Raw genomic sequence first — 26,423 nt, 5'->3', positions numbered from 1 at the left:
GAGTTCAGCAGGGCGTTACTCGTCCCGGTACCGCTCGGCCCACTTCGGCCCCGCCCGGCCCGAGAGCACGATGCCGAGCGCGCCGAAGCCGATTCCGGCGACGGCCAGGGCCGCCGCGAGCGCCGGCGTCGGTGGGACCACGACGAATCCCGCGACCAGCGTCGGGACGATCGCGACCGCGACGCCGACGGTGAAGGTTCCGAAGCGGACCGAATCGAAGAGGAACTCGTTCGGATCGAACCCGGCGATGGAGACCGTTAGCCCGTAGTAGTACAGGCCGTAGCCGGCGAGCAGTATCGCGCCGACGGCGGCGTCGACGAGCGTCGCGTCGAACCGGATGACGGCGGCGAGGTACGGCACGGCGACCGCCGGCGTCCCGACGAGGACGAACGCCGCGCGCTTGGCGCGGAACACGTCGTCGATGGCGACCGGATAGGTGAGGTAGAACTCGAGCGAGTCGAACTGCGTGAGCCAGTTGTAGGTCGTAAACGCGGCGAGACCCAGCACGCCACCGAAGAAGATGCCGGGCGCGGGTTCGATGCCCGTGATTTCGCGGACGACGCCGACGAGTGCGGCGACCAGCGCCAGCAAAATGCCGGCAGAGACGAACGGCTTCCAGACGCCGCCGGCCGAGCGCGAGAGGTCGAGCAGCGTTTTGACGACGAGGGGATCGTCCGCGAACGGCAGTCGGTCGCCGGCGGCCCGTAGCTGGGAAAACCGATCGCTCGCCGTCCGCGTCGGCCGGCCGTAGGTCGGGTCGTACAGCGCGAGCGACGCGGCGGCGACGAGGACCGTTCCGATCGCCAGACCGCCCGCCGCGGAGAGGGATCCCGACAGCGGGACGACCAGCGTGCGGACGGATTCGATCGCGGCGGGTCCGTCCAGCGCCCAGGTCCCGGCGGCAGCGCTGACGAGAGCCAACGCAATTGTCCAGGTCGGTACGCCCCGCGTTCGGACGGCGATCAGGGCGACGGTCGCCGTCATGCCGGCGGCGAAGACGAGCGAGAGCGAGAGCCAGAACGCGACGAGTTCAGTCGGCGTCGTCGCCGAGAGGCCGCCGATCGGGATCGCGGCGGTGGCCATCGGGAGGACGAAGACGACGGCGTAGAACAGCGCGTCTTTCACGAGGAACATCCCGAGGAGCCGCCGGCGGGAGAGCGGAAGCGTGGACGCCGACGAGAGGACGAGCGAGAGCCGGCCGAAGACGTTTTCGAGCATGTTCGAGCCGGCGAAGCCGGCGGTGCCGCTGTAGAGGCCGAACCCGAGCGCGAGGGCGTGGAGGCCGAGGACGATGGTCGAGGGGGCCGTGCCGGTTTCGAGGAGCGCGACGGTCGCGGCGGCGGCGAGGAGGACGATCAGGAGGGGAAAGGAGGCAAAGCGCCAGCCGCCGAACAGTCGCGTGTGGAGCCGCCACTCCTCGCGCAGGAGGGTGGTAAACAGGAGGCGGTTCGTGCCGTTCCCGATGCCACCAACGCGGCCGCTGTCGACGCCACCGCTGTCGATGCCGCCGCCGATATCGGTAACACGCTCCAGTTGGCCGGTTTGTGGCTCGTCTTGCCCGGTCTGTTCCCCGCTCATGCTTCGATTTCGGTCCGTTCGAGCGCCGGCATGTCGCGAGCGTTCGCGTCGTCGACGTGCTCGAGGAAGGTCTCGAGCAGCGAGTCGCCGGTTTCGTCGACGAGCGACCGCTCGGTGACGATCCGGCCGTCGGCGACGATGCCGACTCGCGTGCAAATGTCGGCCGCAACGTCGATGTTGTGCGTCGAAACGAAGATGGCGTTATCGTCGGCCGCGTACGCGGTCAGGAACTGCTTGACCTGCTCCTGGACGAGCGGGTCCAGGTTCGCAAGCGGCTCGTCGATCAACACCACGTCGGGTTCGTGGATGAACGCCTGCGCGATCATCACCTTCTGTTGCTGGCCCCGAGAGAGGTCCGTATGCAGCGTCTCGAGTTTGCTCGCGAAGCCGAGTCGCTCCGCCCAGTGCTCGATACCCGCCGTGACAGCCGCTTCGTCTAACTCGCGCACGTCGCCGACGAACTCGAGGTACTCCCGCGGCGTGAGAAAACTCGGCGGCGAGGCTTGTTCCGGAAGGATACCGACCCGCCGTCTCGTCTCGAGCGGGGCTGTCGTCGGGTCCGTTCCCAGCACGCTGATCGTTCCCCCGTCGGGGACGATCTGGCCGGTCAGCGACCGAATCGTCGTCGTCTTGCCGGCACCGTTCGGCCCGAGAAAGCCGAACAACTCTCCGCGTTCGACGTCGAAAGACATTCCGTCGACCGCCCGGACGGCTCCGTACGACTTGCGCAACTCATCGACTCGGAGGATACCCATCAGTTGAACAGTCATTCACAGTGGCTGGTAATAACTGTGCTGGCACCCACCTGCCACCGCGGGCGGTGAGAGCGGCGGAGAGCAGAATCAGAATTCCGTTCCGCGACGCGCCCGCTGGCCGTCTTCGATCGGGTGTTTCTCCTTTCGAACGTTCGTGATCAAATCCGCGCGCTTCTCGAGATACGTCGGCTCATCGTGCCCGCCGGAGAGTACGAGTTCGAGATCGGCCGGCTTCGCATCGATCAGGTCGTGTACGTCATCTTCAGAGAGCAGGTCGCGTTCGACGGCGTAGAGCACCTCGTCGAGGACGAGCATGTGGACGCCGTCCTCGGGATCGCCGTCGAGGTCGAGCGGTGCGCCGAGGTCGACCTCGCTCGCTGCGGTGAGAACCTCGCGGGCGCGTTCGAGGCCCGCCTGCGCTTCGGCCTCGTGCTGTGCTTCGTCGCTGCCGTCCGCCATGCCGTGCCAGCCGTAGTGGCCGAGGTTCTCGTAACTCATTCCCGGCAGCGCGTCGATCGCGTTGTACTCGCCGCGAACGGCCTCGACGCTCGATGCCCCGCCTTTCATGAACTGCAGGACGTGCACGCGGTAGCCGTGACCCGCGGCGCGCATCCCCATTCCGAGCGTCGCCGTCGTCTTCCCCTTTCCGTCGCCCCACCAGACCTGTACGAGTCCGAACTCGTCGGGCGCTGCCGGCTCGATCCGCTCCGCCTCCGGCGTTCGGCCCTGTCCTGGCGTGTTTTCGATGACGGCCTCAGTCGATGCAACCGATTCCGGCGTATCTGCCGTCTCCGGCGTCCGATCCTCGCCCATATCCCAGCCGTCGACCCGACCGTACATGTAGCTATTCCTGTCGCACCGCTCGAATCCGACACAACCGTCTTGAGTCCTCGATCCCTACGCAGTTGCGATGTCCCTCGACTGTTCGACCGGTGAAACGCCGCCGCTCGCGGCGATCATCGATGCCCTCGACGATCCCGACTGTCGAGCGATCATTGCCCTCCTGGAAACCCCACAGACCGCCCGCGAAGTCGCCGACAAAACCGACCTTCCGCTGTCGACCACCTACCGAAAACTCGACCGCCTCCGAGACGCGGCACTCATCGCCGAGACGACCGAACACCACCGCGGTCGCCACGACAGCACCCACTACGTCGCTACCTTCGACCGGATCGATATCGAACTCGACGACGACCGCGAGTTCAGCGTCGATCTCGGCCGGGCAGCGACGCAGTCGCTCGAGTTACGGGAACGGCTGCGCAACAGTGAGGACTGAGAACGACCGACTCGCAGCGACGAACCGTAGCGACGAACCGGTGCGGCCGGCTTATTGTGCGAGGTAGCCGCCTTCGACGGGGAGCGTGACGCCGGTCACGCGCGAGGAGAGATCGGAGCCGAGGAAGAGCACGGCGTTTGCGATCTCCTCCGGGTCCGCGAGGCCGGGCATCGGCTCGGTTTCCTGGAACTGCGCTTCCATTTCCGGGTGCTCGTCGATCGTCCGTTCGATCATCTCCGTGCGGACGATGCCGGGAGCGATCGCGTTCGCGCGGATGCCCTCTTCGGCGTACTCGATCGCCGCGTACTTCGTGAGTTGGCTGACGGCTGCCTTGGCCGCGCCGTAGCCGCTGTACTGGGGCACGGCGACCTCGCCGCCGATCGAGGAGGCGCTGATGATCGAGCCGCCGCCGTCGGCCAGCATCGCCTCGATGCCGTACTTCATCCCGTACCAGACGCCTTTCAGGTTCACGTCGATGACCTGCTCGAAGGCGTCGTTGTCGTACTCGTTGAGTCGCGACACGGGCCCCTCGATCGCCGCGTTGTTAAAGAGCACGTCGATCCCGCCGAACTCGCTGACGGCGGTTTCGATCATCCCCTCGGCGTCCTCGGGATCGGAAACGTCCGCGTGAACGAACGTCGCCTCCCCGCCGTCGTCGGTGATCGCGTCGACGGTCGCCTCCCCGCCGTCGGTATCCACGTCCGCGACGACGACGGCTGCTCCCTGGTCGGCGAACGTCTTTGCGGTCGTGCGCCCGATTCCGGACCCCGCACCGGTGATGACTGCCACCTGATCTTCGACTAGTCGCATTAGTTGTTCTATCGGCCCGACGATGGATAGCTGTTTTGGGAACCTGTAATTCCGCCGTATTTCGTTAGTGAGCCCCTCACAATACCATCTAAAAAATAGGTCGTCCTATTTTAGATCGAATATGTGGCAATAATCTTTATAAATCATATATGTCTCCACTACTGTAATGGCACACTACGAATCGGATTCGCTGACCGTCGAATGGAATCGAACGCTCGATGCAGTCGTCATGAACTGGCAGGACTTCTCGAAGGGCGATACCTACCGCGACGGCCTCGACGAAGGGCTCGACCTCGTGATCCAGAAGAACGCCCGGAACTGGCTCGCCGACCTCCGAGAAATGGGAACGGTCACCCCGGAGGACCGCGAGTGGACCCAGGACGATTGGCACCCGCGCGCGTTCGACTCCTCGCTCCGGAACATGGCGATCATCCAGCCCGAGAGCGTCGTCGCCAACATGTCCGTCGAAGACATGGTCTCAGAAGTCGGGGAGAACACGACCTCGCGGATCTTCGACAATCGGGACGACGCCGAGGCGTGGCTTCGCGAGCAGTAACCGCTTTCTACAGGCGATACGGCAACCTATCGCCCGACGAGATCCGTATCCGTCGGCCCCTGTCCGTCGAACTCCCGAACGAACGCGTCGAGTTCAGCCGGCTCCGACGCGCCGGGTAACTCGCGTTCTGCGGTCGAACTCGACTCGTCGACGCCGAGTCGCTCACAGACCAGATCAGCGACGGATTCGGCCATCCGCCGGTAGGTCGTCAATTTGCCGCCAACGATACTGACGAAATTCTCGACGCCATCGTCCGCATGCTCGACTCGGAAGAAGCCGCGCGAAATCCCGCGACCCCCGCGGGCCGCCTCATCCGGCTCGTACAGCGGGCGAACACCCCACCACGACCGAAGCTGCGGTGCGTCGGACACCGACGGCAGCATCGTCGCACACTCCTGGATCGTCTGCTCGACCTCCCACTCCTCGCGGCTGAACTCGTCAGGATCGGACACCGGGACGCTCGTCGTCCCGAGAACGACCTCGTCCTCGTGGGGAACGACGATATCCCCGTCCGCGGGTTCTCGACAGCGGTTGAGCACCGGGCCGAGCCCCCCGTGTTCGACCGCGACCATCACGCCCCGCGTCGGCCGCATTTCGACCGAGACACCCGCCAGTTCGGCGACCTCCCCGGCGTGAGCGCCGGCCGCGTTCACCACGACCGTCGGCTCGATCGTCTCGCTGAACTCGCCGCCGAGGGAGACGCTCGTGATCCGGCCGTCCTCGACGGTCATCGAGTTCACCGGCGCGTGGGTCAGGATGTCGCCGCCGTGGTCGCGCGCATCGGCGGCGTTCGCCGCGACGAGCCGGGAGGGAAGGACGACGGCGTCGGGGACCCACATCGCCCGTTCGACGTCGGCCGAGAGTTCTGGAACGGCGTCCCGTGCGATATCGCCGTCGATGACGTCGACCGGGATACCGAGTTCCTCGCAGGCGTCGCGTTTCGCGTCGAAGTAGGCCGGGTCGTCGTCGGTCAGTTGGACGAAGAGGCCGCGCGTCTCCCGAACACACTCGCCAGCGATGCCTCTCAGGATGCGATTTTCTTCGATGCATTCGCGCGCGCCTGCCGCGTCGGACTCGGCGTAGCGAGCGCCGCTGTGGAGTAGGCCGTGTGAACGACCGGATGCGCCCGCCGAGAGGCCGCCGCGTTCGGCGAGCGTTACGTCGACGCCGCGGAGCGCGAGGTCGCGGGCGATTCCGGTGCCGGTTGCGCCGCCGCCGATGACGAGAACCGAAGTCGAGTGGGCCATACTGAACGCAGGTGCTCTAGCGGGACGTATGTTTCACTGCCGGGGAATTCCGCTTGGAAACGACGGATTCGGACCGAGCGGCGTTACGGACTGTACTCCGGCGACTGCCGTTCGATCGTATCGGCGACGTTGTCGAGCTGTTCGCCGATCGTCGCGACGAGATCGTCGAGCGTGACGATTCCGGTCAGTTCGCCGTCGTCGTCGACGACCGGGAACCGACGAACCCCGTGTTCGTCGATCGCCCTCGAGATTTCGATCGACTCCGCGTCCTCGCGGATCGTCGCCGGATCGGCCGTCATCGCCTCGTCGACCGTCGCGGACGCGACATCCTCACCGTCGTGGTCGTGTATCGCGAGCGCCGCGTCGCGGTCGGTGACGATCCCAACGGGTTCGGTGCCACTATCGTCGGTAACGACGATCGCGCCGACGTTTTCCTCCGCGAGTAGCCGCGCTATTTCGCCGAGCTCAGCGTCGCGATTCGCCGTGATAACGTCGTCCGGACCGAGGTTTCCAACGGGCATCGTTTAGAGAACGCTATCACGGGTCCGGTATTCAAACGGAAGCTTTCGAATGAGCGCACCGTCGTAGGCAGCAGCAGTAGGCTCCGAGACCGCCGGTTCGGCTCCGTCGAAAACTCAGTGCTCCGCGGTCGCGTCGGGGCCGAACTTCTCGCGGACCGTCTCGACCTTCGGTGCCGCGTGCATCGAGCAGTAGGCGTCGTTGGGGTTCTTCTCGAAGTAGTTCTGGTGGTACTCCTCGGCCTCGTAGAACGTCTCGAGCGGCTCGATTTCGGTGACGATCCCCTCGTAGAGCCCTTCGTTCTCGAGTTCAGCCGCGAAGGCCTCGGCCGTCTCGAGTTGCTCGTCGTCGTGGGCGTAGATCGCCGAGCGGTACTGCGAGCCCACGTCGGGCCCCTCGCGGTCTTTCGTCGTCGGGTCGTGGATCGTAAAGAAGACCTCGAGCAGGTCCTCGTAGGCGATGTCGGCCGGATCGTATTCGACCTGGACGACCTCCGCGTGGCCGGTGCGTCCGGAACAGACCTCCTCGTAGGTCGGGTTCTCGGTGTGGCCGCCCGCGTAGCCGGAGGTAACCGATTCGACGCCGTCGAGCGCTTCGAGCGCCGCTTCGACGCACCAGAAACAGCCGCCGCCGAACGTAGCTCGTTCCATACCCGCTCGTAGGTGCTGCGGGAGGATAGATGTGACGGGAGTGGATGCGGACGATGATGACCGGACGACGACGGCCGGACCAATGCGATCGGGCGACGATCGACCGACAACCGGACGAACGCAGGGAGCACCAGATTCAAGCGACGGCCCGACAAACCGTTTCCCTTCGGCTATGTCGCGCCTGGAAACCTCGCTCACCGAAGTGCTCGACCTCGACGTGCCGCTCGTGCAAGCGCCCATCGGCAGTGCAACCTGTCCCGAACTCGCTGCTGCCGCCGCCGATGCCGGTGCCCTTGGCATGCTGGCCGTCACCTGGCGGGACGAAGCTCAGACCCGCGAGGCCGTCGCCGAAACCGCCCGCCGAACGGACGGCGTCTTCGGCGTGAATATCGTCGTCGATCCGGACGCGAAGACGGTTCCAACCGAGACGCACATCCACTGCTGTCTCGAGGAAGGAGTCGATGTCTTCTCCTTCTCGTTCGGCGACGCCGCACCCTACGTCGAGCGGATTCACGACCACGGCGGGACGGTACTGCAGTCCGTCGGAAGCGCCGACGAAGCGATGGCCGCCGTCGACGCAGGCGTCGACTGTATCGTCGCACAGGGTTGGGAGGCCGGCGGTCACGTCCAGAGCGACGTTGCGACGCTCCCGCTGGTTCCCCGCGTGATCGACGCCGTGCCGGACACGCCGGTTATCGCCGCCGGCGGCATCGCGGACGGACGCGGAATCGGTGCCGTGCTCACGCTCGGCGCGGCCGGGGCGTGGCTCGGCACGCGATTCCTGGCAACCCCCGAAGCCCGCGTTCACCGGCTCTATCGGCAGCGAGTGCTCGACGCGAGCGAAACCGAGACCGTCTACGCCACCCTCTACGACGAGGGATGGCCGAACGCTCCACACCGAGTGCTCGAAAACGAAACCGTCGCAAACTGGCGAGCCGCAGGGGAACCCGAAACCGACCGTCCGGGCTCGAACGATACCGTCGCGGAAACCGGAGACGGAACGCCAGTCCGCCGATACGAAGATTCGCTTGCCACTCCAGAGCTACGCGGCGAGGTTGAGCAACTGCCGCTGTATGCGGGCCAGAGTGCGGGCATCACGCGCGACGTGCTTCCCGCAGCTGAACTCGTGCGTGAACTCGCCGACGAAACGCTCGCGGCGCTCGACCGAACTCGGTGAGCGCCACGCCGGCGATCTTGAGCCGCGGGTGTCGGACGACCTTACGTTCCGGCTCCGTCCGCGACGCGCCACGTCAACAGCACCCCGTCGTCGAGTCGCTCGATGTCCGCGAGTTCGAGTTCGGGAAAGTCTGCAACGAAGCCGTCGCCGTCGGCCAGCGTCGGCGCGTCCCGACCGCCGATGATCGTCGGGCCGACGAAGACGGAGAGTTCGTCGACGAGGCCGGCGTCGAACAGCGAGAAGATGAGTTCGCCGCCGCCTTCGACCATGAGCTGCTCGAGGCCCTGGTTCTGGAGGGCGGCGAAGGCGCGCAGGAGGTCGACCCGTTCGTCGCCCGCGGTCACGAGTTCGGCGCGGTCGGCGAGATCCAGTCGCTGTTCGACGGGTGCGGATTCGGTCAGGCAGACGTACGTCGTCGCGGCATCGTCGAGGACGGCGGCGTCGAGCGGCGTTCGACCGGTGGAGTCGACGACGACGCGGGCGGGGTTCGCCGGCTCGCCCGCCTCGCGGCGCTGCTCGCGCAGGGTGTCGTCCTTGACGGTGAGGTGGGGGTCATCTGCGAGCACGGTGCCGACGCCGACGACGACGGCGTCGCTGTCGGCCCGGAGTCGGTCGACGCGGTCGAAATCCGCCTCGCCGCTGATGGCGACCTGTTCGCGCCGGCGCGAGGAGAGTTTGCCGTCCGCACTCGTGGCGGCGTTGACGACGACGTGCATACGCCCCCTCTGGCGGGAATCCCCAAGAAGCTACGGTGTCCGTCGCCGCCGGTGGTAGTCACGGCGTGCGATCCGTCCGCCACGAGTGGCGAGCCGATGGCGGCACAGTGAACTCGTGAGTTGTGGTCCGTTACTCACTGCGGGCGAGTCAGCGCTTTCCTGTTCGCCCCTGTGTCGTCTTCCGTACCGGCTAGGCCATGCATCTACGAATTCGAGCTCCCTCGGCCCAACGCCCGGAATATTTGGTCTCTGGGTTGAAGCGTACGATCCCAACTCCCACCGTGTTTGTTGTTTTCGGAAATCACATTCGGTAATCTTTTAATCGCTGTGAATGAACAGTCATTCATGGCCCTACAGGAAAAACTGACTATGGCGAAGGGAACACTGACGTCTCCCTTTATGCGACGGCAACTCCTGCTGTCCTCCGTTCTCGGTCCGATCCAGAAGCGGATTCGGGGAAACGACGGCGAGTACGTCATGGATGCGGACTGGGACAACCTGATTATTCTCGACGGCTGTCGATACGATCTGTTCACGCAGATCTATGCCAAGAACTCGTTAGACGGCGAACTCTCCCGGTTTCAGTCTCGCGGCAGTTCGTCGCCGGAGTTCCTCTCCGAGAACTTCGAGGGACGGACCCACAACGACACCGTCTACGTCACCGCGAACCCCCACGAAAAACGAATTCTTGACGACGCGTTCTACGATACGGACCGCGCCTGGATCGACGACTGGGACGACGAGGCAGGGACCGTTCTCCCGGCGGTTCTTTCCGAACGCGCCCGGTCCGCTCACGACACCTACCCGAACAAGCGGCTGATCGCTCACTTCATGCAGCCCCACGTCCCGTTCATCGGCGAAACGCAACTCGATGTCGACAGCGACATCACGAGCGGACTTCGGGATATGATGCTCGAAGATTCGATGGACGATGCGCCCGGATTCGTCTGGGAAGAGTTGCAAAACGGCGAGATCGAGGAAGGCGTCTTCTGGGAAGCCTATCGCGACAACCTGATTCGGGTACTTGAGGAGGCCGTGCCCCTCGCCGAGGATCTCCCGGGGAAGACGGTGATCACGGCCGATCACGGAAACGCGCTCGGCGAGTGGGCCACGCCGTTCCCGGTCCCGGTTTACTTCCACCCGACGAACATCCGGATGCCGGAACTGAACACCGTCCCGTGGTTCGTTCCGCCGTATACGGAGCGAAAACAGATTGTGCGATCGGGCGACGCCCCCGAGGAGACGATCGAGACGCCGACCGCAGCCGACGAATCGGCCGAATCCGACGAGAGCGACGTCGAGGAACGTCTCTCGGCGCTCGGCTACGCGGACTAACAACGTCTTCATCATCCGGTCACGCCCGCGGTCCACCGGCGAACTCGGTCCGCCGAAATCCGTTCGAACGCTTTACTTTCACCCCGTTGCGGGAACGCTTTTGAAGCCCCCACACGAAAGGCAAGTGATGGAACTCGACGATCATGCCGAGGATCTCGCCTCCGACCTCGGCGTTGACAAAGAGGAGGTCAAATCCGACCTGCAGAATCTCGTGGAGTACAGCGTTCCGGTCGACGAAGCCAAACAGAGCCTCCGACGAAAGTACGGCGACGGCTCGAGCGGCGGCAGCGGTTCCCCCTCAAGCAAGGAAATCGGCGATATCACGCCCGACGACGGCAACGTCACCGTCACGGGCACCGTCCTGACCGCCGGCAAGCGATCGATCCGCTACCAGGGATCGGACCACGTCATCGTCGAAGGTGAACTCGCCGACGAGACCGGCACCATCGACTACACCGCCTGGGAGGACTTCGGGCTCTCGCCGGGCGACACGATCACCGCCGGCAATGCCGGCGTCCGCGAGTGGGACGGCGAACCCGAACTCAACCTCGGGGAAAGCACCTCGCTCTCGTTCGTCGACGAGTCGCTGCAGCTCACGCAGGAAATCGGCGGCGAGGCGACCCTCGCCGACCTCCAGACGGGAGACCGCGCGAGAGCCGTCGAGGTCGCCGTCCTCGAGTGCGAACGCCGGACGATCGACGGCCGCGACGGCGAGACGGAAATCCTGAGCGGCGTCGTCGGCGACGAGAGCGGCCGCCTCCCGTTCACGAACTGGGACCCCGCTCCCGAAATCGAGGACGGTGGCCCCGTTCGCATCGAAAACGCCTACGTCCAGGAGTTCCGCGGCGTCCCCGAGGTCAACGTCTCCGAGTTCTCGACGGTCACCGAACTCGACCGCGAGATCGAGGTGGGTGCGGACACGACGACGATGGCGGTCAGCGAGGCCGTCGCGACGGGCGGCATCTACGACGTTGAACTCGTCGGCAACGTGATCGCGGTGCGGGACGGCTCCGGAATTATCCAGCGCTGTCCGGAGTGCTACCGCGTCATTCAGAAAGGGCAGTGCCGGACCCACGGCGACGTCGACGGGATCGACGACCTTCGCGTGAAGGCGATCCTCGACGACGGCACCGGCACCGTCACGGTCGTACTGGACGACGAACTGACCGCGGCTGTCTACGGCGGCACCCTCGACGACGCCCTCGAGCAAGCGCGCGAGGCGATGGACCAGTCGGTCGTCGCCGATACGATCCGCGAGCGCATCGTCGGCCGCGAGTTCAGCGTGCGCGGACACCTCTCGGTTGACGAGTACGGGGCGAATCTCGACGCGGAACGCTTCGAGGAGAGCGACGACGATGCGCAGGCGCGTGCACGCACCTTCCTCGAGGCGGTTGAGAAGGTAGCGGAGATCGATGATGGCGCGGACGCCGAGGAGGTGGACGCATGAGCGCAAACGGCTCCGACGACGAGGAGATTCCGGGCCGCGAGATCGCCTATCGGCTCTTCGCGGCGGAGTACGACGACGCCTCGCTGTCGTACGCGGAGAGCGACGAGGAGCGCGCGCCGAACTACGTCGTTTCACCGACCGGTGCCCGGGTCAACCGCGTCTTCGCCGTCGGGACGCTCACCGAGGTCACGGCGGTCAACGACGAGATGGTTCGCGCCCGCGTCGTCGATCCGACGGGTGCGTTCGTCGTCTACGCCGGGCAGTACCAGCCCGATGCGCTGGCCTTCTTAGAGCAGGTCGAACCGCCGGCGTTCGTCGCGGTGACCGGCAAAGCTCGCACGTTCGAACCCGACGACGGCGACCGCGTCTACACGTCGATTCGGCCGGAGAGCATCGCCGCGGTCGACGCCCCAACGCGCGACCGGTGGGTCGTCACCACGGCTGAACAGACCATCGAGCGCATCGGCACCTACGCCGAGGCTGCGACGCTCGACTCGCTGCCGGACGCGAGCGACGACGGGGTGACCGACGCCCTGCGCGAGGCCGGCGTCGAGTTCGGCCTCGCGGCGGGCATCCCGCTCGCACGGGACCACTACGGCACGACGCCGTCGTACCTCGCCGCGCTTCGCGACTGTGCGATAGAGGCGGTCGAAGTCGTCGCGAACGACCGCGACGAGGTCGGCGAGTTCACCGTTCGACCGGACGAAACGGGCGGGGACGCGACTTTCGACTCGCTCGCGTCGCTTGCTGCCAGCGACGGCCTCGATATCGACGAGCGTGAACTCGCTGGTGGCGCTGGTGGAGCGACGGACGCCGAGTCGGAGACAGTCGACACGGCCACTGCGGCAACGGCAACAGCGGGCGACGAGCCGGCAAACACCGACGAGACGGCGGCCGCCACCGGTACGGCGACCGAAACGGAAACGACGAGCGTCGATCTCGACGAGTCCGGTGACGAGGTCACAGCCGACGATGAACTCGAGTCGGACGAGAGCAAGACGGCTGCAGCGAGCGAAAAAACGGATGCGTCCAGCGGCGCGGCGACTGAAGCCGGTACGACGGATCCCGAGGAAACTACCGGTACTGAAGGGACTGTAGATTCCGAGGATACCACGGACGACACGGCCGAATCGACCGAAGCCGATGATGCAGGGTCCGAATCGCTCGGCGACTTCGATGCTGATGCTGATGTCGATACCGGTTCCGGTCCCGATCCCGATCCCGGTGACAGCGGCATGTACGAGATGGACGACGAAGAGCGCGAGCAGATCGAAGACGAGTTCGGGACCGAGTTCACGACGGGGACCGAGGTCGACGATCCGGGCGAAGCGGACATCGATGTGCCGGACGCTGCGGACGTCACCGACGCCGACGCCGCCGACGATGCGACGGCTGGCGACGGTGAATCGAACGAAGCGGAGACAGCGGCGGACACGGACACGGAAACGAGTGCGAGTGCGAGCGCGAGCGACGACCTCGGTGCACCGCCGGCGTCGAATCTCGAGACCGAATCCGAGGGAGACGACGAAGCGGAATCGGAATCGGAACCGGACCTGGAGACGGAAGAGCCGGAACCGGACACCGGCGCGAGTGACGTGGACGCGACCGATGCGGACGAGACTGAGGCCGAAGAGCCCGAGGAGTCGGAGGCTGTCGACCTCCAGGCCCACGTCGTCGACATCATGGAGGAGCTAGACGACGGCGACGGGGCGGACCGCACGGAGCTGGTCGAAACCGTCGCCGCCGACACCGGCGCGTCCGAGGCCGACGTCGAAGACGCGATTCAGGACGCGTTGATGGGCGGGCAGTGCTACGAATCGAGCGACGAAACGCTCAAAGCGATCTGATCGAGTTCGGCATGCGAGATTCCCGCCCGCCCGACACCCACGAGAACGAGACTTCGACCACCCACGTCGAACCCGTCCCCGGCCAACCGGCCGCCCTCGCCGATCTCGGGACCGAGCGGGCGCTTCTCATTGCGGACTACCACGCCGGCTACGAAGCCGGCTTGCGATACGAACGCGGCGTCGACGTTCCCAGTCACGCCCCCGAGCGCCGCAAACGTCTCTATTCGCTCATTGAGCACACCAATCCCGACCGCCTCGTCGTCCTCGGCGATCTCATGCATTCGATCGGCGACCCCGGCGGTGCCGAGCGAGCTGAACTCGAGGTGCTCTTCGAATCCGAACCGTTGCGATCGCTCGACGTGACGATCGTGAAAGGCAACCACGACGGCGCGATCGAGACGTGGCTGGAGCCAGCCGATGGAGCAGTCCCCTCGGCGGGTCCGCCAGCGGGGTCGGTAACCATCGTTTCCGGCGACGGTATCGCGCTCGGCCCCGATGGTTCCGAGGGCACTAGCACCAACACCGGCACCGTCGGCGTCTGTCACGGACACACCTGGCCCTCGCGCGCCGTTCTCGGCTCATCAGTCGTCTGTCTCGGCCACGAACACCCGTGCGTCCGCCTCGAAGACGAAGTCGGCGGGAGTCGCGTCGAACGCGTCTGGCTCCGCGGACGGCTCGACCCGGACCCGTTTTGCGACCACTTCGGCGCGACACTGCCGTGGCTCGCGGACAATGGGACGGCCGAGCCACCACAGATTATCGTCCTCCCGGCGTTCAATGAACTCGTCGGGGGGACGTGGGTGAACCTGCCGGAGCAGTCGTTTCTCTCGCCGTTTCTTCCGGACGGCCTCGCGGACGGAGAGGCGTATCTTCTCGATGGGACTCGGCTTGGCTCCTACGAGTCGGTGTGATCTGGCCGTCAGTTGTGCCTGTGCTGTCTGAGCTGTGACGCATGCGCATGTAAGCCGTATTGCCATCCGATACCCGGAAGAACGGCCACTATGCCGATTCAGACGTACCGACTCGAGATTCGAGAGACGGATACAAGCGGGATCGATGCGGACGTATACGATGCGGAAGACATGGTCGTCGCCTCGACACAGGTCGCATACGAGGACTACGGCCTCGAAGCGCCCGCATCGCGGGAAGGATCACTATCTGAGGTAGCGGAGTTCAGTGCGGATATCACGACGATTGATCTGCAGTTCGAACGGGACGATGCGGGGTTCGTCTTTCGCGTGCTCGGCGACCGGGAGGAGGTAGCGGCCGTCCGGGCGGATGATGCGGAGTGGGAGATGGAGTGAGCGGCGTCTGGAGGCATCTTCTCGGGGTTCGTGACTGTACTGTGTCTCGGACCGGGGAACGGAGTCGACCGGCAGGAGTAGTGTCGGGCAGAGCGAACTGTCGCACTGGCTGTTCTCGTCCTGTTCGACTAGTGGATGACTGTTGTAAACACGCGTTCGATCCCGTTCTCGATCGCCCAACTGCGGTTCACCGGCCTGGATCATCGGACTGCCGAGTTCACCCAGGTCGCCGGTCTCGGGGAGCAACATCGCGACCATTACCTCGCGGTCAGTCCCGCCGGGGGAATCGTCCGCCATTTCGCCGCCAGGGCCCTCGCCCTCGAACGCAACCGTATCGATCGTCTCAGTTCCGCCGTCCGCGAACTCCCAGACGTCGTAGCCGGCGTCCGCCGGATCGCCGATATCGTCGAAGGTGACGCTGCTCGAGGCACCTTGATACGAGATTTCGTCGCCGTCGGCGACGGCTTCCGCGGCGTCCTGGAGTTCGCCGGGACCGTACTCGTCGCCGCCGGGGTTTGCGACCCGGCGCATCTGGTCGCGGATCGCCTCGCCGTCGTTCTCGCCGGCTGCGATGTTCGCGAGGACACAGACCGCGACCGCGTCGAACGTGTGCGAGTTGAAGACGCCCGGCGAGTCGCCGAACTCGTCCTCGTAGAGGTCGTTGAAGCATCCTCGTTCGGTCCTTCCGAGGCCGGTGCGGTCCCGATGACGTTTTCCATGTCGTTGTCGACTTCGCCGGGAAGATCGCCGTCTTGGAGCCCGTCAGGGACGATAATGTCGGTTCCGTTGTCGTAGTTCGAGTAGTAGTCCCGAAAGATCTGGATGCCGCTTTCGGGATAGCCGATGATGTTCAGGACGTCCGGCCCGCTTCTGTGACGCCACCTTCGTCACCGATACAGCCGGCCACACCGGCCACACCTGCTGCACCGATACCACTCAGTACCCGCCGTCGGTTGAGTTCCCAATCTATGGTACATGATCACACCACACATATAAAAGAGTTTAGGTGAGATGGCGGCTGGAGACGGTTCTCGTCAGTGGATCAGTGCAGCGACCGACTGAAAAAGGCTAGTCTCTGTTCGGTTTCGATTCGCAGTTCGACCCTCGTCTCTCAGCCGAAGATACCCATGAGGCTGTCGTAGTATCCGATCGTGTTCTGCGCAAGGACGACGAGTAACACGATGATGACCGGAATCCGGAGCGTCCAGATCCAGGCCATTCCCCACGATCCGAGGTCCTGAATCCCTTTGCCGAGTTCATCGAGGCCGAGGTCGGTTGCGACCCAGCCGATGTAGATGGCAAGCAGCAGGCCGCCGAGGATGAGAAGGATCGAGTTCGCGAACCCGTCGTACACGGTGAGCCAGTTGAGACCGTTCGGTTCGTACGCTACCGGCAGACCGACGAGGAAGATTAGGATACCGAGGCCGACCGTTGCCGGGAGCCGGTCGACGCCATGTTCGTCGATCAGATACGAGACGACGACCTCCATGATGCTGATCGCGCTCGACAGCGCGGCGATCGTGACGATGGCGAAGAAGACTGCGCCGAGGATCCCGCCGAGCGGGACATTGCTAAAGGCTTCGGAGAGACTGACGAAGATGAAGCTCGGTCCGTCGACGACATCCGTCAGGTTGGCGGTGTAGAGTACCGGAAACGCGACCAGCCCAGCGGTAAACGCGATTGCGGTGTCGAGCGCGACGATGATGGCACCGTCCTTCGCGAGGTTCCGGTCCTCACCAAGATATGACGCATAGGTGATCATCACACCCATCCCGAGCGAGAGCGTGAAGAACGCCTGTGCGGCTGCAGCGGGGAGGATGTCGGTCCAGTTCGCGGCGATCGTCCCCAGATCCGGCGAGAGGTAGTACGCGTACGCCTCGCCAGCGCCGGAAAGCGTTCCGGCGTAGACCGCCAGGCCGATCAGCAGGGCGATGATCGCGGGCACCATGAGCTTGACCGAGAACTCGATCCCGCGCTGAATGCCAAACGCGACGACGGTGATAATTGCGGCCATGAAAATGGCGTGGGTTACGACGGATCCCATCCCCCCAGCAACCGACATGAACTGCTCGCCGGCACCGCCGGCGGCGTAATTACCCTGCAATCCGATGGCCGTGTACCGGAGAATCCAGCCGGCGATGACGCTGTAGTACGAGAGAATAACGAAGCCGGCAGCAATGAACACCCAGCCGATTTTTGTCCAGGCCCCCCTTCCGACCCGTTTGAGCGCACCGACGGGGTTCCGTTTGGTGTGTCGACCGATCGTGAACTCGACCATCATGACCGGGAACCCGACAAGTGCGACCAACAACAGGTAGACGACGAGGAATGCTGCCCCGCCGTACTCACCCACCTGGTAGGGGAACCGCCAGATATTTCCAAGCCCAACAGCACTACCCACGGCAGCGAGAATAAACCCTGTCCTCGTTGCCCATGACTCACGTTGTGCCATGCCTACGCTGTTTAAATAGGACTTATATATAACTTTCCGTGAGACTGCTGAAATGTCACCTAGATGTCTATTAATCGTGATGGAGTTACGGAATCCTTTTCCTATTGGTCCTCGCACAACGGCGTATGAATCCAAGCGGGGTGGTTCCTGCATGACGATGGACGATCGGATCGACGAACTCGAGGCGTTGCGCGAGGAGGCCCGCCTCGGCGGTGGCGAGGACCGAATCGCCAAACAACACGACAAGGGCAAGATGACCGCCCGCGAGCGGATCGATTACTTCCTCGACGAGGGCACGTTTACCGAGTTCGACCAGCTCAGAACCCACCAGACCCGGCAGTTCGGGATGGACGAGAAGAAAATCCGGGGCGACGGCGTCGTCACGGGCCACGGCGAGGTAAACGGCCGAACAGTTTTTGTATTTGCACACGACTTTACCGTCTTCGGCGGCTCGCTCGGCGAGGTCTTCGCCGAGAAGGTCTGTAAGGTCATGGACATGGCGATGGAGGTCGGCGCGCCCGTCATCGGGCTCAACGATTCCGCCGGTGCCCGCATTCAGGAAGGCGTCAAGAGCCTCGCCGGCTACACCGAAATCTTCCGCCGGAACCAGGAAGCGAGCGGCGTCATCCCACAGATTTCCGCGACGATGGGGCCGTGCGCCGGCGGTGCCGTCTACTCCCCGGCGATCACCGACTTCATCTTCATGGTCAAGGACACGAGCCACATGTACATCACCGGGCCCGGCGTCACCGAGACCGTCACCGGCGAGGACGTGACCCACGAAGAACTCGGCGGCGCGATGACCCACGCCGACAAGACCGGCGTCGCCCAGTTCGCCTGCGAGAGCGAGGAGCAGGCTCTAGACGACATCAAACGCCTCCTCTCCTACCTCCCGCAGAACAACGTCGAGGACCCGCCGCGGGTCGATCCGTGGGACGATCCGGACCGGCGAGACGACCGGCTCACCTCGATCGTGCCGGACAGCCCGCAAAAGCCCTACGACATGACGGACGTGATCGATGCAACCGTCGACGAAGGCTCGTTCTTCGAGGTCGGCGAGAACTTCGCCAAGAACATCGTCGTCGGCTTCGGCCGCCTCGACGGCCGCTCCGTCGGGCTCGTCGCGAACCAGCCGCGAGTCAACGCCGGCACGCTCACCGTCGACGCCTCGATGAAGGGCTCGCGGTTCGTGCGCTTCTGTGACTCCTTTAACATCCCGATCGTCACCTTCGTCGACGTGCCCGGCTACATGCCCGGAACCGACCAGGAACACCGCGGTATCATCCGCCACGGGGCGAAGCTTCTCTACGCGTACGCGGAAGCGACCGTGCCGCTACTCACCGTCATCACCCGCAAAGCCTACGGCGGTGCCTACTGCGTCATGGCCTCGAAGAACCTCGGTGCGGACGTCAACTACGCCTGGCCGACCGCCGAAATCGCCGTCATGGGTCCGAAAGGCGCGGTCAACATCCTCTACCGCGAGGAACTCGCCGAGGCCGAAAACCCCGACGAACTCCGCGAGGAACTCATCGACGAGTACCGCGAAGAGTTCGCGAATCCCTACACGGCGACGGACAAGGGCTTCCTCGACGACGTGATCGTCCCGACGGAGACGCGGCCGCGGCTGATCGCCGACCTCGAGATGTTAGAGACCAAGCGCGAACAGAACCCGGACAAGAAACACGGCAACATCCCGCTCTAGTATGACTGCACAGCACCCGGAAGCGAGCGACAAAACTCGCGCTGCTGACGGCGCAGAACTGCCGCAGTCCGAGGCGTCCGCAGCGCACACCGAACCCGACTCGGCCGAGACTGAGACGCGGCCGCTCGAGGTCGGCCTTCCCGCCGGTGTTGAACTCGGGTTGCCGGCCGATGCGGACGACGAGGAGGCGGCGGCGATCGCGGCTGCGATCGGGGCACACCTGCACGATCAGGCGCGTGCGGCGGCCGCAGCGGCCCAGGAGGAAGAGACGTGGGACGGCAAGCGGTGGGCCTTCTCGGGTCGCGTTCGAGCGCAGCAGGGCGAGTTCAGCCGAGTGCCGCGGTCGGCGCCGACGGACGCGTGGACCGCTGCCGGCAGGACGGATCGGTTCTGAGCGACGGGCAGGTGGTTCGACGGGACTGCGTTCCCGCGGTACTGTCTGTCTTTCCCGGTTATTCGTGAGGAGTACTCGCCTCGTTGCGAAAAAGTAAGGTAGTGGCCACGCAACCGTTCCCACAGGAATGTTCAGGAAGGTTCTCGTGGCGAACCGCGGCGAGATCGCCGTTCGAGTGATGCGGGCGTGCGAGGAGTTAAACGTCGGAACTGTCGCGATTTACTCCGAGGCCGACGCGGATAGCGGTCACGTTCAATACGCGGACGAGGCGTACAACGTCGGCCCCGCTCGCGCGGCGGACTCGTATCTCGATCACGAGGCTGTCATCGAGGCCGCACAGCAGGCCGACGCCGACGCGATCCACCCCGGCTACGGCTTCCTCGCGGAGAACGCCGAGTTCGCGGAGAAGGTCGAAGCCGCGGACGGGATCACCTGGATCGGTCCGTCGAGCGACGCGATGGAATCGCTCGGCGAGAAGACGAAGGCGCGCGAGATCATGTCCGAGGCCGACGTGCCGATCGTCCCCGGGACGACGGACCCCGTCACCGACCCCGAGGAGGTCGCGGCGTTCGGCGAGGAACACGGCTATCCGATCGCCATCAAGGCCGAGGGTGGCGGCGGCGGGCGCGGGATGAAGGTCGTCTGGGACGAAAGCGAGATCGAGGACCAGTTAGAGAGCGCACAGCGCGAGGGCGAGGCCTACTTCGACAACGACTCGGTCTACTTGGAGCGCTACCTCGAACAGCCCCGCCACATCGAGATCCAGATTCTCGCGGACGAGCACGGTAACGTCCGCCACCTCGGCGAGCGGGACTGCTCGCTCCAGCGCCGGCACCAGAAGGTCATCGAAGAAGGTCCATCCGCGGCCCTCTCCGACGAACTCCGCGAACAGATCGGCGAGGCCGCCCGCCGCGGGGTCGCCGCCGCCGACTACACCAACGCCGGCACCGTCGAGTTCCTCGTCGAGGAAGAGTCGGGCCGCGACGGGCCGCTCGGGCCGGACGCGAACTTCTACTTCCTCGAGGTCAATACGCGGATCCAGGTCGAACACACCGTCACGGAGGAGATCACCGGCTACGACATCGTCAAGCGCCAGATTCAGATCGCCGCAGGCGAGGAAGTCGACTTCGATCAGGACGAGGTCGACATCGACGGCCACGCGATGGAGTTCCGGATCAACGCGGAGAACGCCGCCGAGGACTTCGCACCCGCAACCGGCGGCCAACTAGAGACCTACGATCCGCCGGGCGGCGTCGGCGTCCGCCTCGACGACGCGCTCCGGCAGGGCGACGACCTCGTGACCGACTACGACTCGATGATCGCCAAACTGGTCGTCTGGGGCGAGGACCGCGAGGAGTGTATCGCCCGCTCGCTTCGCGCCCTGCGCGAGTACGACATCGCGGGCATCCCGACGATCATCCCCTTCCACCGGCTCATGCTCACCGACGAGCAGTTCGTCGCGAGCACGCACACGACGAAGTACCTCGACAACGAACTCGACGAGAGCCGCATCGAGGAGGCTCAGGCGCAGTGGGGCGGTGACACCGGCAGCGGCGGCGACGAAGACGACGAAGAGACCGTCGAACGCGAGTTCACCGTCGAGGTCAACGGCAAGCGCTTCGAAGTCGAACTCGCAGAGCACGGCGCGCCGGCGATTCCGGTCGGTGACGGGGCGGCGGCCAGCACCGGAACTGGGGCGGCAAGTCCGCCACAGCCGGCGGACGGGGACAGCGGCGGCAGCGACGAGTTCGCCGGCGACGGCGAGACCGTCGACGCCGAGATGCAGGGGACGATCCTCGACGTTGCAGTCGAGGAGGGCGACGAGGTCGCGGCAGGTGATGTGCTGGTCGTGCTCGAAGCGATGAAGATGGAAAACGACATCGTGGCTTCCCGCGGCGGGACGGTGACGGAGATCGCCGTCGAGGAGGAACAGAGCGTCGATATGGGTGACGTGCTGGTGGTGCTCGAATAAGGAAATTCGGGCGAATCGGGAGGCAGAAATCACGGGAAACAACGGGCCGATACCGCGAGAACGCTATTCTGACGGTGAGACTTCGACATCCGGCGGGTGACGTTCGGAGGCGACCGTCGTGGCGACGAGTTCACCGTATTCCGCCGCGGACAGGTCGCCGTCGAGGTAGGCCTCGGCCCACGGGCGTTCGATCGAGGCTTCGCCGAACGAGTCGGGGGCGGGATCGAGGATGGTAACGGCGAGCGCGGTGGCGTCGTAGCCGGCGTCGACGAGGGCTGCGAACGCGCCTGCAATCGGGCCGAGGGTGTGGAGCGTACTCGTCTCGTAGCGCTCCGTCGCGGCGTACTCGATCGTCAGCACGTCCCGGTCTCGCTCGACCGTTTCGACGTCGATTCCGTACTCGTCGATCGCCGTCTCGAACTCGGTTTCGTCGGCGATCGATTCGGGAGCCATCGCTTCGATTCCGTTTTCCAGGACGGTGGATCGTTCGCTCACGGGGAGCGAGGGTGCGAGGTCGGCGGTCGGCCACTTTTCGTTCGGCGGGAACTCCTCGCCGATATCCGCGGTACAGCCGCTCAGGGAAGTGAGGCCGACGAGACCGCCCCATCGGAGGAGCCGCCGCCGGCACGTCTCGGTTCGGGGACGGTCGCGAGGCTGGGCCTGACGGTCCGAGGAATCGCCGCGTCGCATCATCGTATCGGCCTGGGGTGGCGGTCGCCATAGGGATTCGTTCTGCATCTGCCTGCATCGGCTTCAAGACTTCCGTTGTCGGTAGTTACTGGTCCCTGATGGTACTCGAGTTGTACGACATCGGCCTCGTCCTCGTCGGAATCGTACTCTTCGGAGTCGCGATCTTGCCCCGTCTCGTCGCGAACCGAGCGATTTCGCTGCCGCTTTTTTTCGTCGCCTTCGGCTTGCTGGTGTTTGGCCTCCCGATCGATCTCCCGCCGCCGGACCCGCTCGAACAGAGCGAGACGACCGAACGCCTCGCCGAACTCGGCGTGATCCTCGCGCTCATGGGAGTCGGGCTGAAACTCGACCGCCCGCCCGGACTTCGCGCCTGGGCGTCGACGTGGCGACTCCTCGCGATCACGATGCCGCTGTCGATTGCCGGCGCAGCGCTGCTCGGCTGGGGACTCGCGGGCCTGGTTCTCCCCACGGCCGTCCTGCTCGGGGCGTGCATCGCGCCGACGGACCCGGTCCTCGCCGCGGAAGTCCAGGTCGACGAACCCGGCTCGGGAACCAACGAACAGATCGAGGCTCCGCCTGCCCGCGAAGACGAGGCGGAGGTCCGATTCGCGCTCTCCTCCGAAGCCGGCCTGAACGACGGCCTCGCGTTCCCGTTTACGAATCTCGCCATCGCGATCGCCCTCGTCGGTATCGCTCCCGGCAACTGGCTCGGCGAGTGGCTTCTCGTCGCCGTCGCCTACAAAATCGCCGTCGGCGTCGCACTCGGTGCCGTTCTCGGCGCAGTGACGGCCCGCATCGTCTTCCTGACGAACCCGACCACCCAGATCGCCGAATCGGTACAGGGCCTCGAAGCCGTCGCCGCGACGCTGCTCGTCTACGGCCTCACTGAACTCGCCGGCGGCTACGGGTTCATCGCCGTCTTCATTGCAGCGCTGCTGATTCGGAACTACGAGCGCTCGCACGAGTACAACGAGGCGTTACACGAGATCAGCGAGTTAGCAGAGCAAGCCGTGATGGCGATCATTATGGTCTTTTTCGGCGGTGCGATCGTCGGCGGCCTTCTCGCGCCGTTGACGATCGAGGCCGCAATCGCTGCTGTCGTAATCGTCTTCGTCGTTCGACCGGTCGCAGGGATCGTCGGTCTCCTCGGTTTCGACCGCGACTGGGGTGAGCGCGGAACGATCGCCTTTTTCGGTATTCGCGGAATCGGCTCGTTCTATTATCTCTCACACGCCCTCAACGAGGCCGTCTTTGCCAACGCGGACCTGGTGTGGGCGCTGGTCGGTGCGGTCGTCCTGCTCTCGGTCGTCGTCCACGGGATTACTGCGACACCAGTCGTCAATCACCTCAGATCAGCAGAACGGTAATCGGCTGCACGGCCCACCGTGCGGGGGACACTGTCGCATCGATTCTTATCGGTCCTCGTCACGAGTTCGGTCTGCAATTCGGCCCTCGCCGGATACCGCGTCGATGTGGACCTGCATCGAGTGGCCGTTCGCTTCGAGCGGGACGATCCAGGAGGCGCTGGTGCGGTGTGGCTCGCCGACACTCGTTACGTCCTCGTACCCCTCCTGTTCGGCCTGTTCGTGCGCGAGTTCACGCGCCTCCTCGGCGTCGGTGATTCGGATGTCGTCCGTCAGTCGGACGGTGACGACCGGCACGTCGGCCATCCGGACGACGCGTTCGGTGACGCTCCCGACGAGCACGCGGTCGAGGCCGGTCCGTCCCTGGGTCCCCATGACGATGAGATCGATCTCGTTGTCGTCCGCGTAGGCGAGGATCTCCTCGTGAGGGACACCCTGTGCGACGGTGGTAACGGTTTCGAGATCGGCGGCTCTCGTTTCCATTGCGACCCGGTCGACGGCGCGCCGGGCGGCCTCGGTTGCGGCCTCGCTCTCGAACGTTCCGAACGGGCCTTCCGGGACGACCGAGAGCGCGTGGACCGTCGCGCCGAACTGATCGGCGATGGCCAATCCGTGCGTGATCGACCGCCGGGTCCCGTCGCTTCCGTCCGTCGGAATGAGGACGTGATCGTACATCGCTCGGACGTTTGGCACACGAACGTAAATAGGCTCGACTCCCGCTGGGCCACCGCCACAGCCGAGTTCAGTGTCCTACCTGTTTGCTCTTGAGTACCAGCGCCGGCGCTGAACTCGTCAGCCTGGTAAGGACGAATCAATATAGTATAAACAATGTAAATGTTTTTCACACAGTACGACAACAGTTTGCGTGAGCAATGGCAAACCTTGTCACGAACGTCGCGGCAGCCGTCGAGGAACACGGGGGTACCACCGCGATCGGATTCCGGGGGGAAGAGACCAGTTACGACGAGTTCTGGGCGCAGACTGGTGCGTTCGCAACCGCGCTCGACGAGCGGGGGATCGGCGAGGACGACCGTATTGCGCTCTATCTGCCGAACGTCCCGCCGTTTTTGATCGCCTTCCACGGAACGTTACGGGCGGGCGGCGTCGTCGTGCCGATGAACCCGCAGTACAAGTCGCGGGAGATCAGCCACTTACTCGGCGACAGCGAGGCCAGGGTGGTCGTCACGCTCTCCGATCTCGTCCCGTTCGTCACGGCGGTCCAGGACGAGACGAGCGTCGAACACGTCGTCAGTATCGACGGCGAAGCCGAGGGTGCGACGACGTTCGAGGCGTTCCTCGAGCGCGGTGCTCCCGATATCGTCGACCGCGCCGGCGACGACGTGGCGGTTCAGCCGTACACGTCGGGGACGACGGGACAGCCGAAAGGCGTCCAGCTAACGCACGAAAATCTCGCTTCGAACGCGACGGCGGCGGCGAAACTCGTTCCGGACGGAATTCGGCCCGACGACAAGCAACTCGGCGTTCTACCGCTGTTTCACATCTACGGGATGACCGTCACGATGAACGCCGCGTTGTTCAACGGTGCAGCCTACTACCCGATGGCCGAGTGGGACGCCCAGGACGCCGTCTCGCTCGTCGAGCGCGAGGAACTCACGGTCTTCCACGGCGTGCCGGCGATGTACAACGACGTGATCAACCAGCCCAACGCCGACGAGTTCGATTTCTCCTCGGTCCGGCTGTGCGGCGTCGGCGGATCCGGCATTCCGACCGAAGTCCTCCGGCAGTTCGAAGACCGCTACGAACCGAAGGTTTACGAGGGATACGGACTCACCGAGACCAGCCCGATCACGCACTTCAACAGTCCGATCGACGGGCGGCGCGTCGGCAGTATCGGCAAGACCGTCCCCGGCGTCGACTCGAAGGTCGTCGATGACGAGTTCGAGGACGTCTCGCCCGTCGAGGAGGGTCCAGTCGACGAGGACGAAACGGACTTAACCGAGATCACCGGCGAAATCGTCGTCTCCGGGCCGAACGTAATGAAAGGCTACTACGGCCTGCCCGAGGCGAACGAGGAGGCCTTCACCGAGGCAGCGGGAACGACGTGGTTCCACACCGGCGACGTGGGCTACCACGACGAAGACGGCTTCTTCTACGTCGTCGACCGCGAGAAGCACATGATCGTCACGGGCGGCTACAACGTCTACCCGCGTGAAGTCGAGGAATTGCTGTTCGAACACGAGGCCGTCGCCGACGCTGCGGTCGCCGGCATTCCGGACGATCGACGGGGGGAGACGGTCAAGGCATTCGTCGTGCCGACGCCCGACGCCGACGTGACGGCCGACGAACTCCGGGAGTACTGCCTGACTAATCTGGCGGAATACAAGCACCCGCGCGAAATCGAGTTCGTCGAGGAACTCCCGCGGACGACGACGGGGAAGGTCCAGAAGTTCAAGCTTCGCGAGCGCGAGGAGACGGCGGAAGCAGAGACGAACTGACGGCTCTACTGCGCTGCACTGAAAGCGAAATTCGTTGATCCTACACCCGCTGTGAGTGTGGGGAGAGGCGATTCAGAGCGTCTAATCCGCAGTAGTGACGATCATAATTGACGATATGGACATTCTCCCTACATCGATGAGATCTTACTCGTTGGGTAGTAACTTTTGAGTGGCAC

The 26,423-nt window shown here is 64.7% G+C and carries 23 protein-coding genes and 1 pseudogene; 12 read left to right on the top strand and 12 right to left on the bottom strand.

Annotation, left to right across the window (positions count from 1 at the left end; all coding sequences use genetic code 11):
• Window positions 1-15: 15 nt before the first annotated feature.
• The 3 genes from C480_RS03120 to C480_RS03110 form a co-directional block, all read right to left on the bottom strand.
• On the bottom strand, window positions 16-1,578 hold the full coding sequence (locus tag C480_RS03120; protein ID WP_006664165.1) for a hypothetical protein: 1,563 nt from the start codon (window positions 1,576-1,578) through the stop codon (window positions 16-18).
• Complete coding sequence (locus tag C480_RS03115) at window positions 1,575-2,333, bottom strand: ABC transporter ATP-binding protein (RefSeq protein ID WP_006664164.1); 759 nt, start codon at window positions 2,331-2,333, stop codon at window positions 1,575-1,577. Before C480_RS03115 ends, C480_RS03120 begins: the two co-directional genes overlap by 4 nt.
• Before the next feature lie 87 nt (window positions 2,334-2,420).
• The gene (locus C480_RS03110; protein WP_006664163.1) at window positions 2,421-3,173 is read right to left on the bottom strand and encodes a cob(I)yrinic acid a,c-diamide adenosyltransferase; all 753 of its coding nucleotides are present in this window, start codon (window positions 3,171-3,173) and stop codon (window positions 2,421-2,423) included.
• Between the two features lie 70 nt (window positions 3,174-3,243).
• Here C480_RS03110 and C480_RS03105 point away from each other — a divergent pair, with 70 nt between their 5' ends.
• Window positions 3,244-3,609, top strand: coding sequence for a winged helix-turn-helix domain-containing protein (locus C480_RS03105; protein ID WP_006664162.1), 366 nt, complete (start codon window positions 3,244-3,246; stop codon window positions 3,607-3,609).
• Between the two features lie 51 nt (window positions 3,610-3,660).
• Here C480_RS03105 and C480_RS03100 read toward each other — a convergent pair whose 3' ends face one another.
• Window positions 3,661-4,419, bottom strand: a complete 759-nt coding sequence (locus tag C480_RS03100; protein ID WP_006664161.1) for an SDR family NAD(P)-dependent oxidoreductase — start codon at window positions 4,417-4,419, stop codon at window positions 3,661-3,663.
• Window positions 4,420-4,585: 166 nt separating this feature from the next.
• On the opposite strand from C480_RS03100, the gene C480_RS03095 reads away from it, so the two are divergent.
• Window positions 4,586-4,975, top strand: coding sequence for an STAS/SEC14 domain-containing protein (locus C480_RS03095; RefSeq protein ID WP_006664160.1), 390 nt, complete (start codon window positions 4,586-4,588; stop codon window positions 4,973-4,975).
• A gap of 26 nt (window positions 4,976-5,001) precedes the next feature.
• Here the strand turns inward: C480_RS03095 and C480_RS03090 are convergent, their stop codons facing one another.
• From C480_RS03090 to msrA, 3 genes are all read right to left on the bottom strand, one after another.
• A complete protein-coding gene (locus C480_RS03090; protein WP_006664159.1) occupies window positions 5,002-6,222 on the bottom strand; it encodes an FAD-dependent oxidoreductase in 1,221 nt (406 codons plus the stop codon).
• An 83-nt stretch (window positions 6,223-6,305) separates the two neighbouring features.
• Window positions 6,306-6,743, bottom strand: coding sequence for a CBS domain-containing protein (locus tag C480_RS03085; protein ID WP_006664158.1), 438 nt, complete (start codon window positions 6,741-6,743; stop codon window positions 6,306-6,308).
• A 114-nt stretch (window positions 6,744-6,857) separates the two neighbouring features.
• Window positions 6,858-7,391, bottom strand: a complete 534-nt coding sequence (gene msrA / locus C480_RS03080) for a peptide-methionine (S)-S-oxide reductase MsrA (RefSeq protein WP_006664157.1) — start codon at window positions 7,389-7,391, stop codon at window positions 6,858-6,860.
• 172 nt (window positions 7,392-7,563) lie between these two features.
• On the opposite strand from msrA, the gene C480_RS03075 reads away from it, so the two are divergent.
• Complete coding sequence (locus C480_RS03075) at window positions 7,564-8,568, top strand: NAD(P)H-dependent flavin oxidoreductase (protein ID WP_006664156.1); 1,005 nt, start codon at window positions 7,564-7,566, stop codon at window positions 8,566-8,568.
• Between the two features lie 41 nt (window positions 8,569-8,609).
• Here the strand turns inward: C480_RS03075 and C480_RS03070 are convergent, their stop codons facing one another.
• Window positions 8,610-9,284, bottom strand: a complete 675-nt coding sequence (locus tag C480_RS03070) for a 2,5-diamino-6-(ribosylamino)-4(3H)-pyrimidinone 5'-phosphate reductase (RefSeq protein WP_006664155.1) — start codon at window positions 9,282-9,284, stop codon at window positions 8,610-8,612.
• A gap of 399 nt (window positions 9,285-9,683) precedes the next feature.
• On the opposite strand from C480_RS03070, the gene C480_RS03065 reads away from it, so the two are divergent.
• The 4 genes from C480_RS03065 to C480_RS03050 all read left to right on the top strand — a co-directional run bounded on the left by C480_RS03065 (window position 9,684) and on the right by C480_RS03050 (window position 14,824).
• Window positions 9,684-10,619 carry a hypothetical protein gene (locus tag C480_RS03065; RefSeq protein ID WP_006664154.1) on the top strand — a complete coding sequence of 312 codons (936 nt, stop codon included), beginning with the start codon at window positions 9,684-9,686 and terminating at the stop codon, window positions 10,617-10,619.
• Between the two features lie 127 nt (window positions 10,620-10,746).
• Window positions 10,747-12,066, top strand: coding sequence for a Single-stranded DNA binding protein (locus C480_RS03060; RefSeq protein ID WP_006664153.1), 1,320 nt, complete (start codon window positions 10,747-10,749; stop codon window positions 12,064-12,066).
• Window positions 12,063-13,913 (top strand): hypothetical protein, encoded by a 1,851-nt coding sequence (locus C480_RS03055; protein WP_006664152.1) that lies wholly within the window; start codon window positions 12,063-12,065, stop codon window positions 13,911-13,913. The genes C480_RS03060 and C480_RS03055 overlap by 4 nt, the downstream gene beginning before the upstream one ends.
• Window positions 13,914-13,924: 11 nt before the next feature.
• Complete coding sequence (locus C480_RS03050; RefSeq protein ID WP_006664151.1) at window positions 13,925-14,824, top strand: metallophosphoesterase; 900 nt, start codon at window positions 13,925-13,927, stop codon at window positions 14,822-14,824.
• A 579-nt stretch (window positions 14,825-15,403) separates the two neighbouring features.
• On the opposite strand, the pseudogene C480_RS03045 reads toward C480_RS03050, so the two are convergent.
• Together C480_RS03045 and C480_RS03040 are read right to left on the bottom strand one after the other, a co-directional pair.
• Window positions 15,404-16,187 (bottom strand): annotated as a pseudogene (locus C480_RS03045) (ABC transporter substrate-binding protein); the annotation flags it as partial.
• 141 nt (window positions 16,188-16,328) lie between these two features.
• On the bottom strand, window positions 16,329-17,669 hold the full coding sequence (locus C480_RS03040; RefSeq protein WP_083873332.1) for a sodium-dependent transporter: 1,341 nt from the start codon (window positions 17,667-17,669) through the stop codon (window positions 16,329-16,331).
• A 157-nt stretch (window positions 17,670-17,826) separates the two neighbouring features.
• On the opposite strand from C480_RS03040, the gene C480_RS03035 reads away from it, so the two are divergent.
• The 3 genes from C480_RS03035 (at window position 17,827) to C480_RS03025 (ending at window position 21,737) form a co-directional block, all read left to right on the top strand.
• The gene (locus tag C480_RS03035; protein WP_006664148.1) at window positions 17,827-19,371 is read left to right on the top strand and encodes an acyl-CoA carboxylase subunit beta; all 1,545 of its coding nucleotides are present in this window, start codon (window positions 17,827-17,829) and stop codon (window positions 19,369-19,371) included.
• A gap of 1 nt (window position 19,372) precedes the next feature.
• The gene (locus C480_RS24150; protein WP_006664147.1) at window positions 19,373-19,765 is read left to right on the top strand and encodes a hypothetical protein; all 393 of its coding nucleotides are present in this window, start codon (window positions 19,373-19,375) and stop codon (window positions 19,763-19,765) included.
• Window positions 19,766-19,892: 127 nt separating this feature from the next.
• Entirely contained in the window at window positions 19,893-21,737 is a 1,845-nt protein-coding gene (locus C480_RS03025) for an acetyl-CoA carboxylase biotin carboxylase subunit (RefSeq protein ID WP_006664146.1), read from the top strand.
• A 63-nt stretch (window positions 21,738-21,800) separates the two neighbouring features.
• On the opposite strand, the gene C480_RS03020 is transcribed toward C480_RS03025, so the two are convergent.
• Window positions 21,801-22,427 (bottom strand): hypothetical protein, encoded by a 627-nt coding sequence (locus C480_RS03020; protein ID WP_006664145.1) that lies wholly within the window; start codon window positions 22,425-22,427, stop codon window positions 21,801-21,803.
• A gap of 98 nt (window positions 22,428-22,525) precedes the next feature.
• Here C480_RS03020 and C480_RS03015 point away from each other — a divergent pair, with 98 nt between their 5' ends.
• A complete protein-coding gene (locus C480_RS03015) occupies window positions 22,526-23,794 on the top strand; it encodes a cation:proton antiporter (RefSeq protein ID WP_006664144.1) in 1,269 nt (422 codons plus the stop codon).
• A gap of 45 nt (window positions 23,795-23,839) precedes the next feature.
• Here the strand turns inward: C480_RS03015 and C480_RS03010 are convergent, their stop codons facing one another.
• Window positions 23,840-24,466, bottom strand: a complete 627-nt coding sequence (locus C480_RS03010; protein ID WP_006664143.1) for a universal stress protein — start codon at window positions 24,464-24,466, stop codon at window positions 23,840-23,842.
• Window positions 24,467-24,663: 197 nt separating this feature from the next.
• Between C480_RS03010 and C480_RS03005 the strand changes: the two genes are divergently transcribed.
• Entirely contained in the window at window positions 24,664-26,247 is a 1,584-nt protein-coding gene (locus tag C480_RS03005; RefSeq protein WP_006664142.1) for a long-chain-fatty-acid--CoA ligase, read from the top strand.
• The last annotated feature ends 176 nt before the right edge of the window (window positions 26,248-26,423 follow it).

The organism is Natrialba aegyptia DSM 13077, assembly GCF_000337535.1.
Lineage (GTDB): Archaea > Halobacteriota > Halobacteria > Halobacteriales > Natrialbaceae > Natrialba > Natrialba aegyptia.
This window is presented reverse-complemented; position numbering and strand designations above follow the sequence as displayed.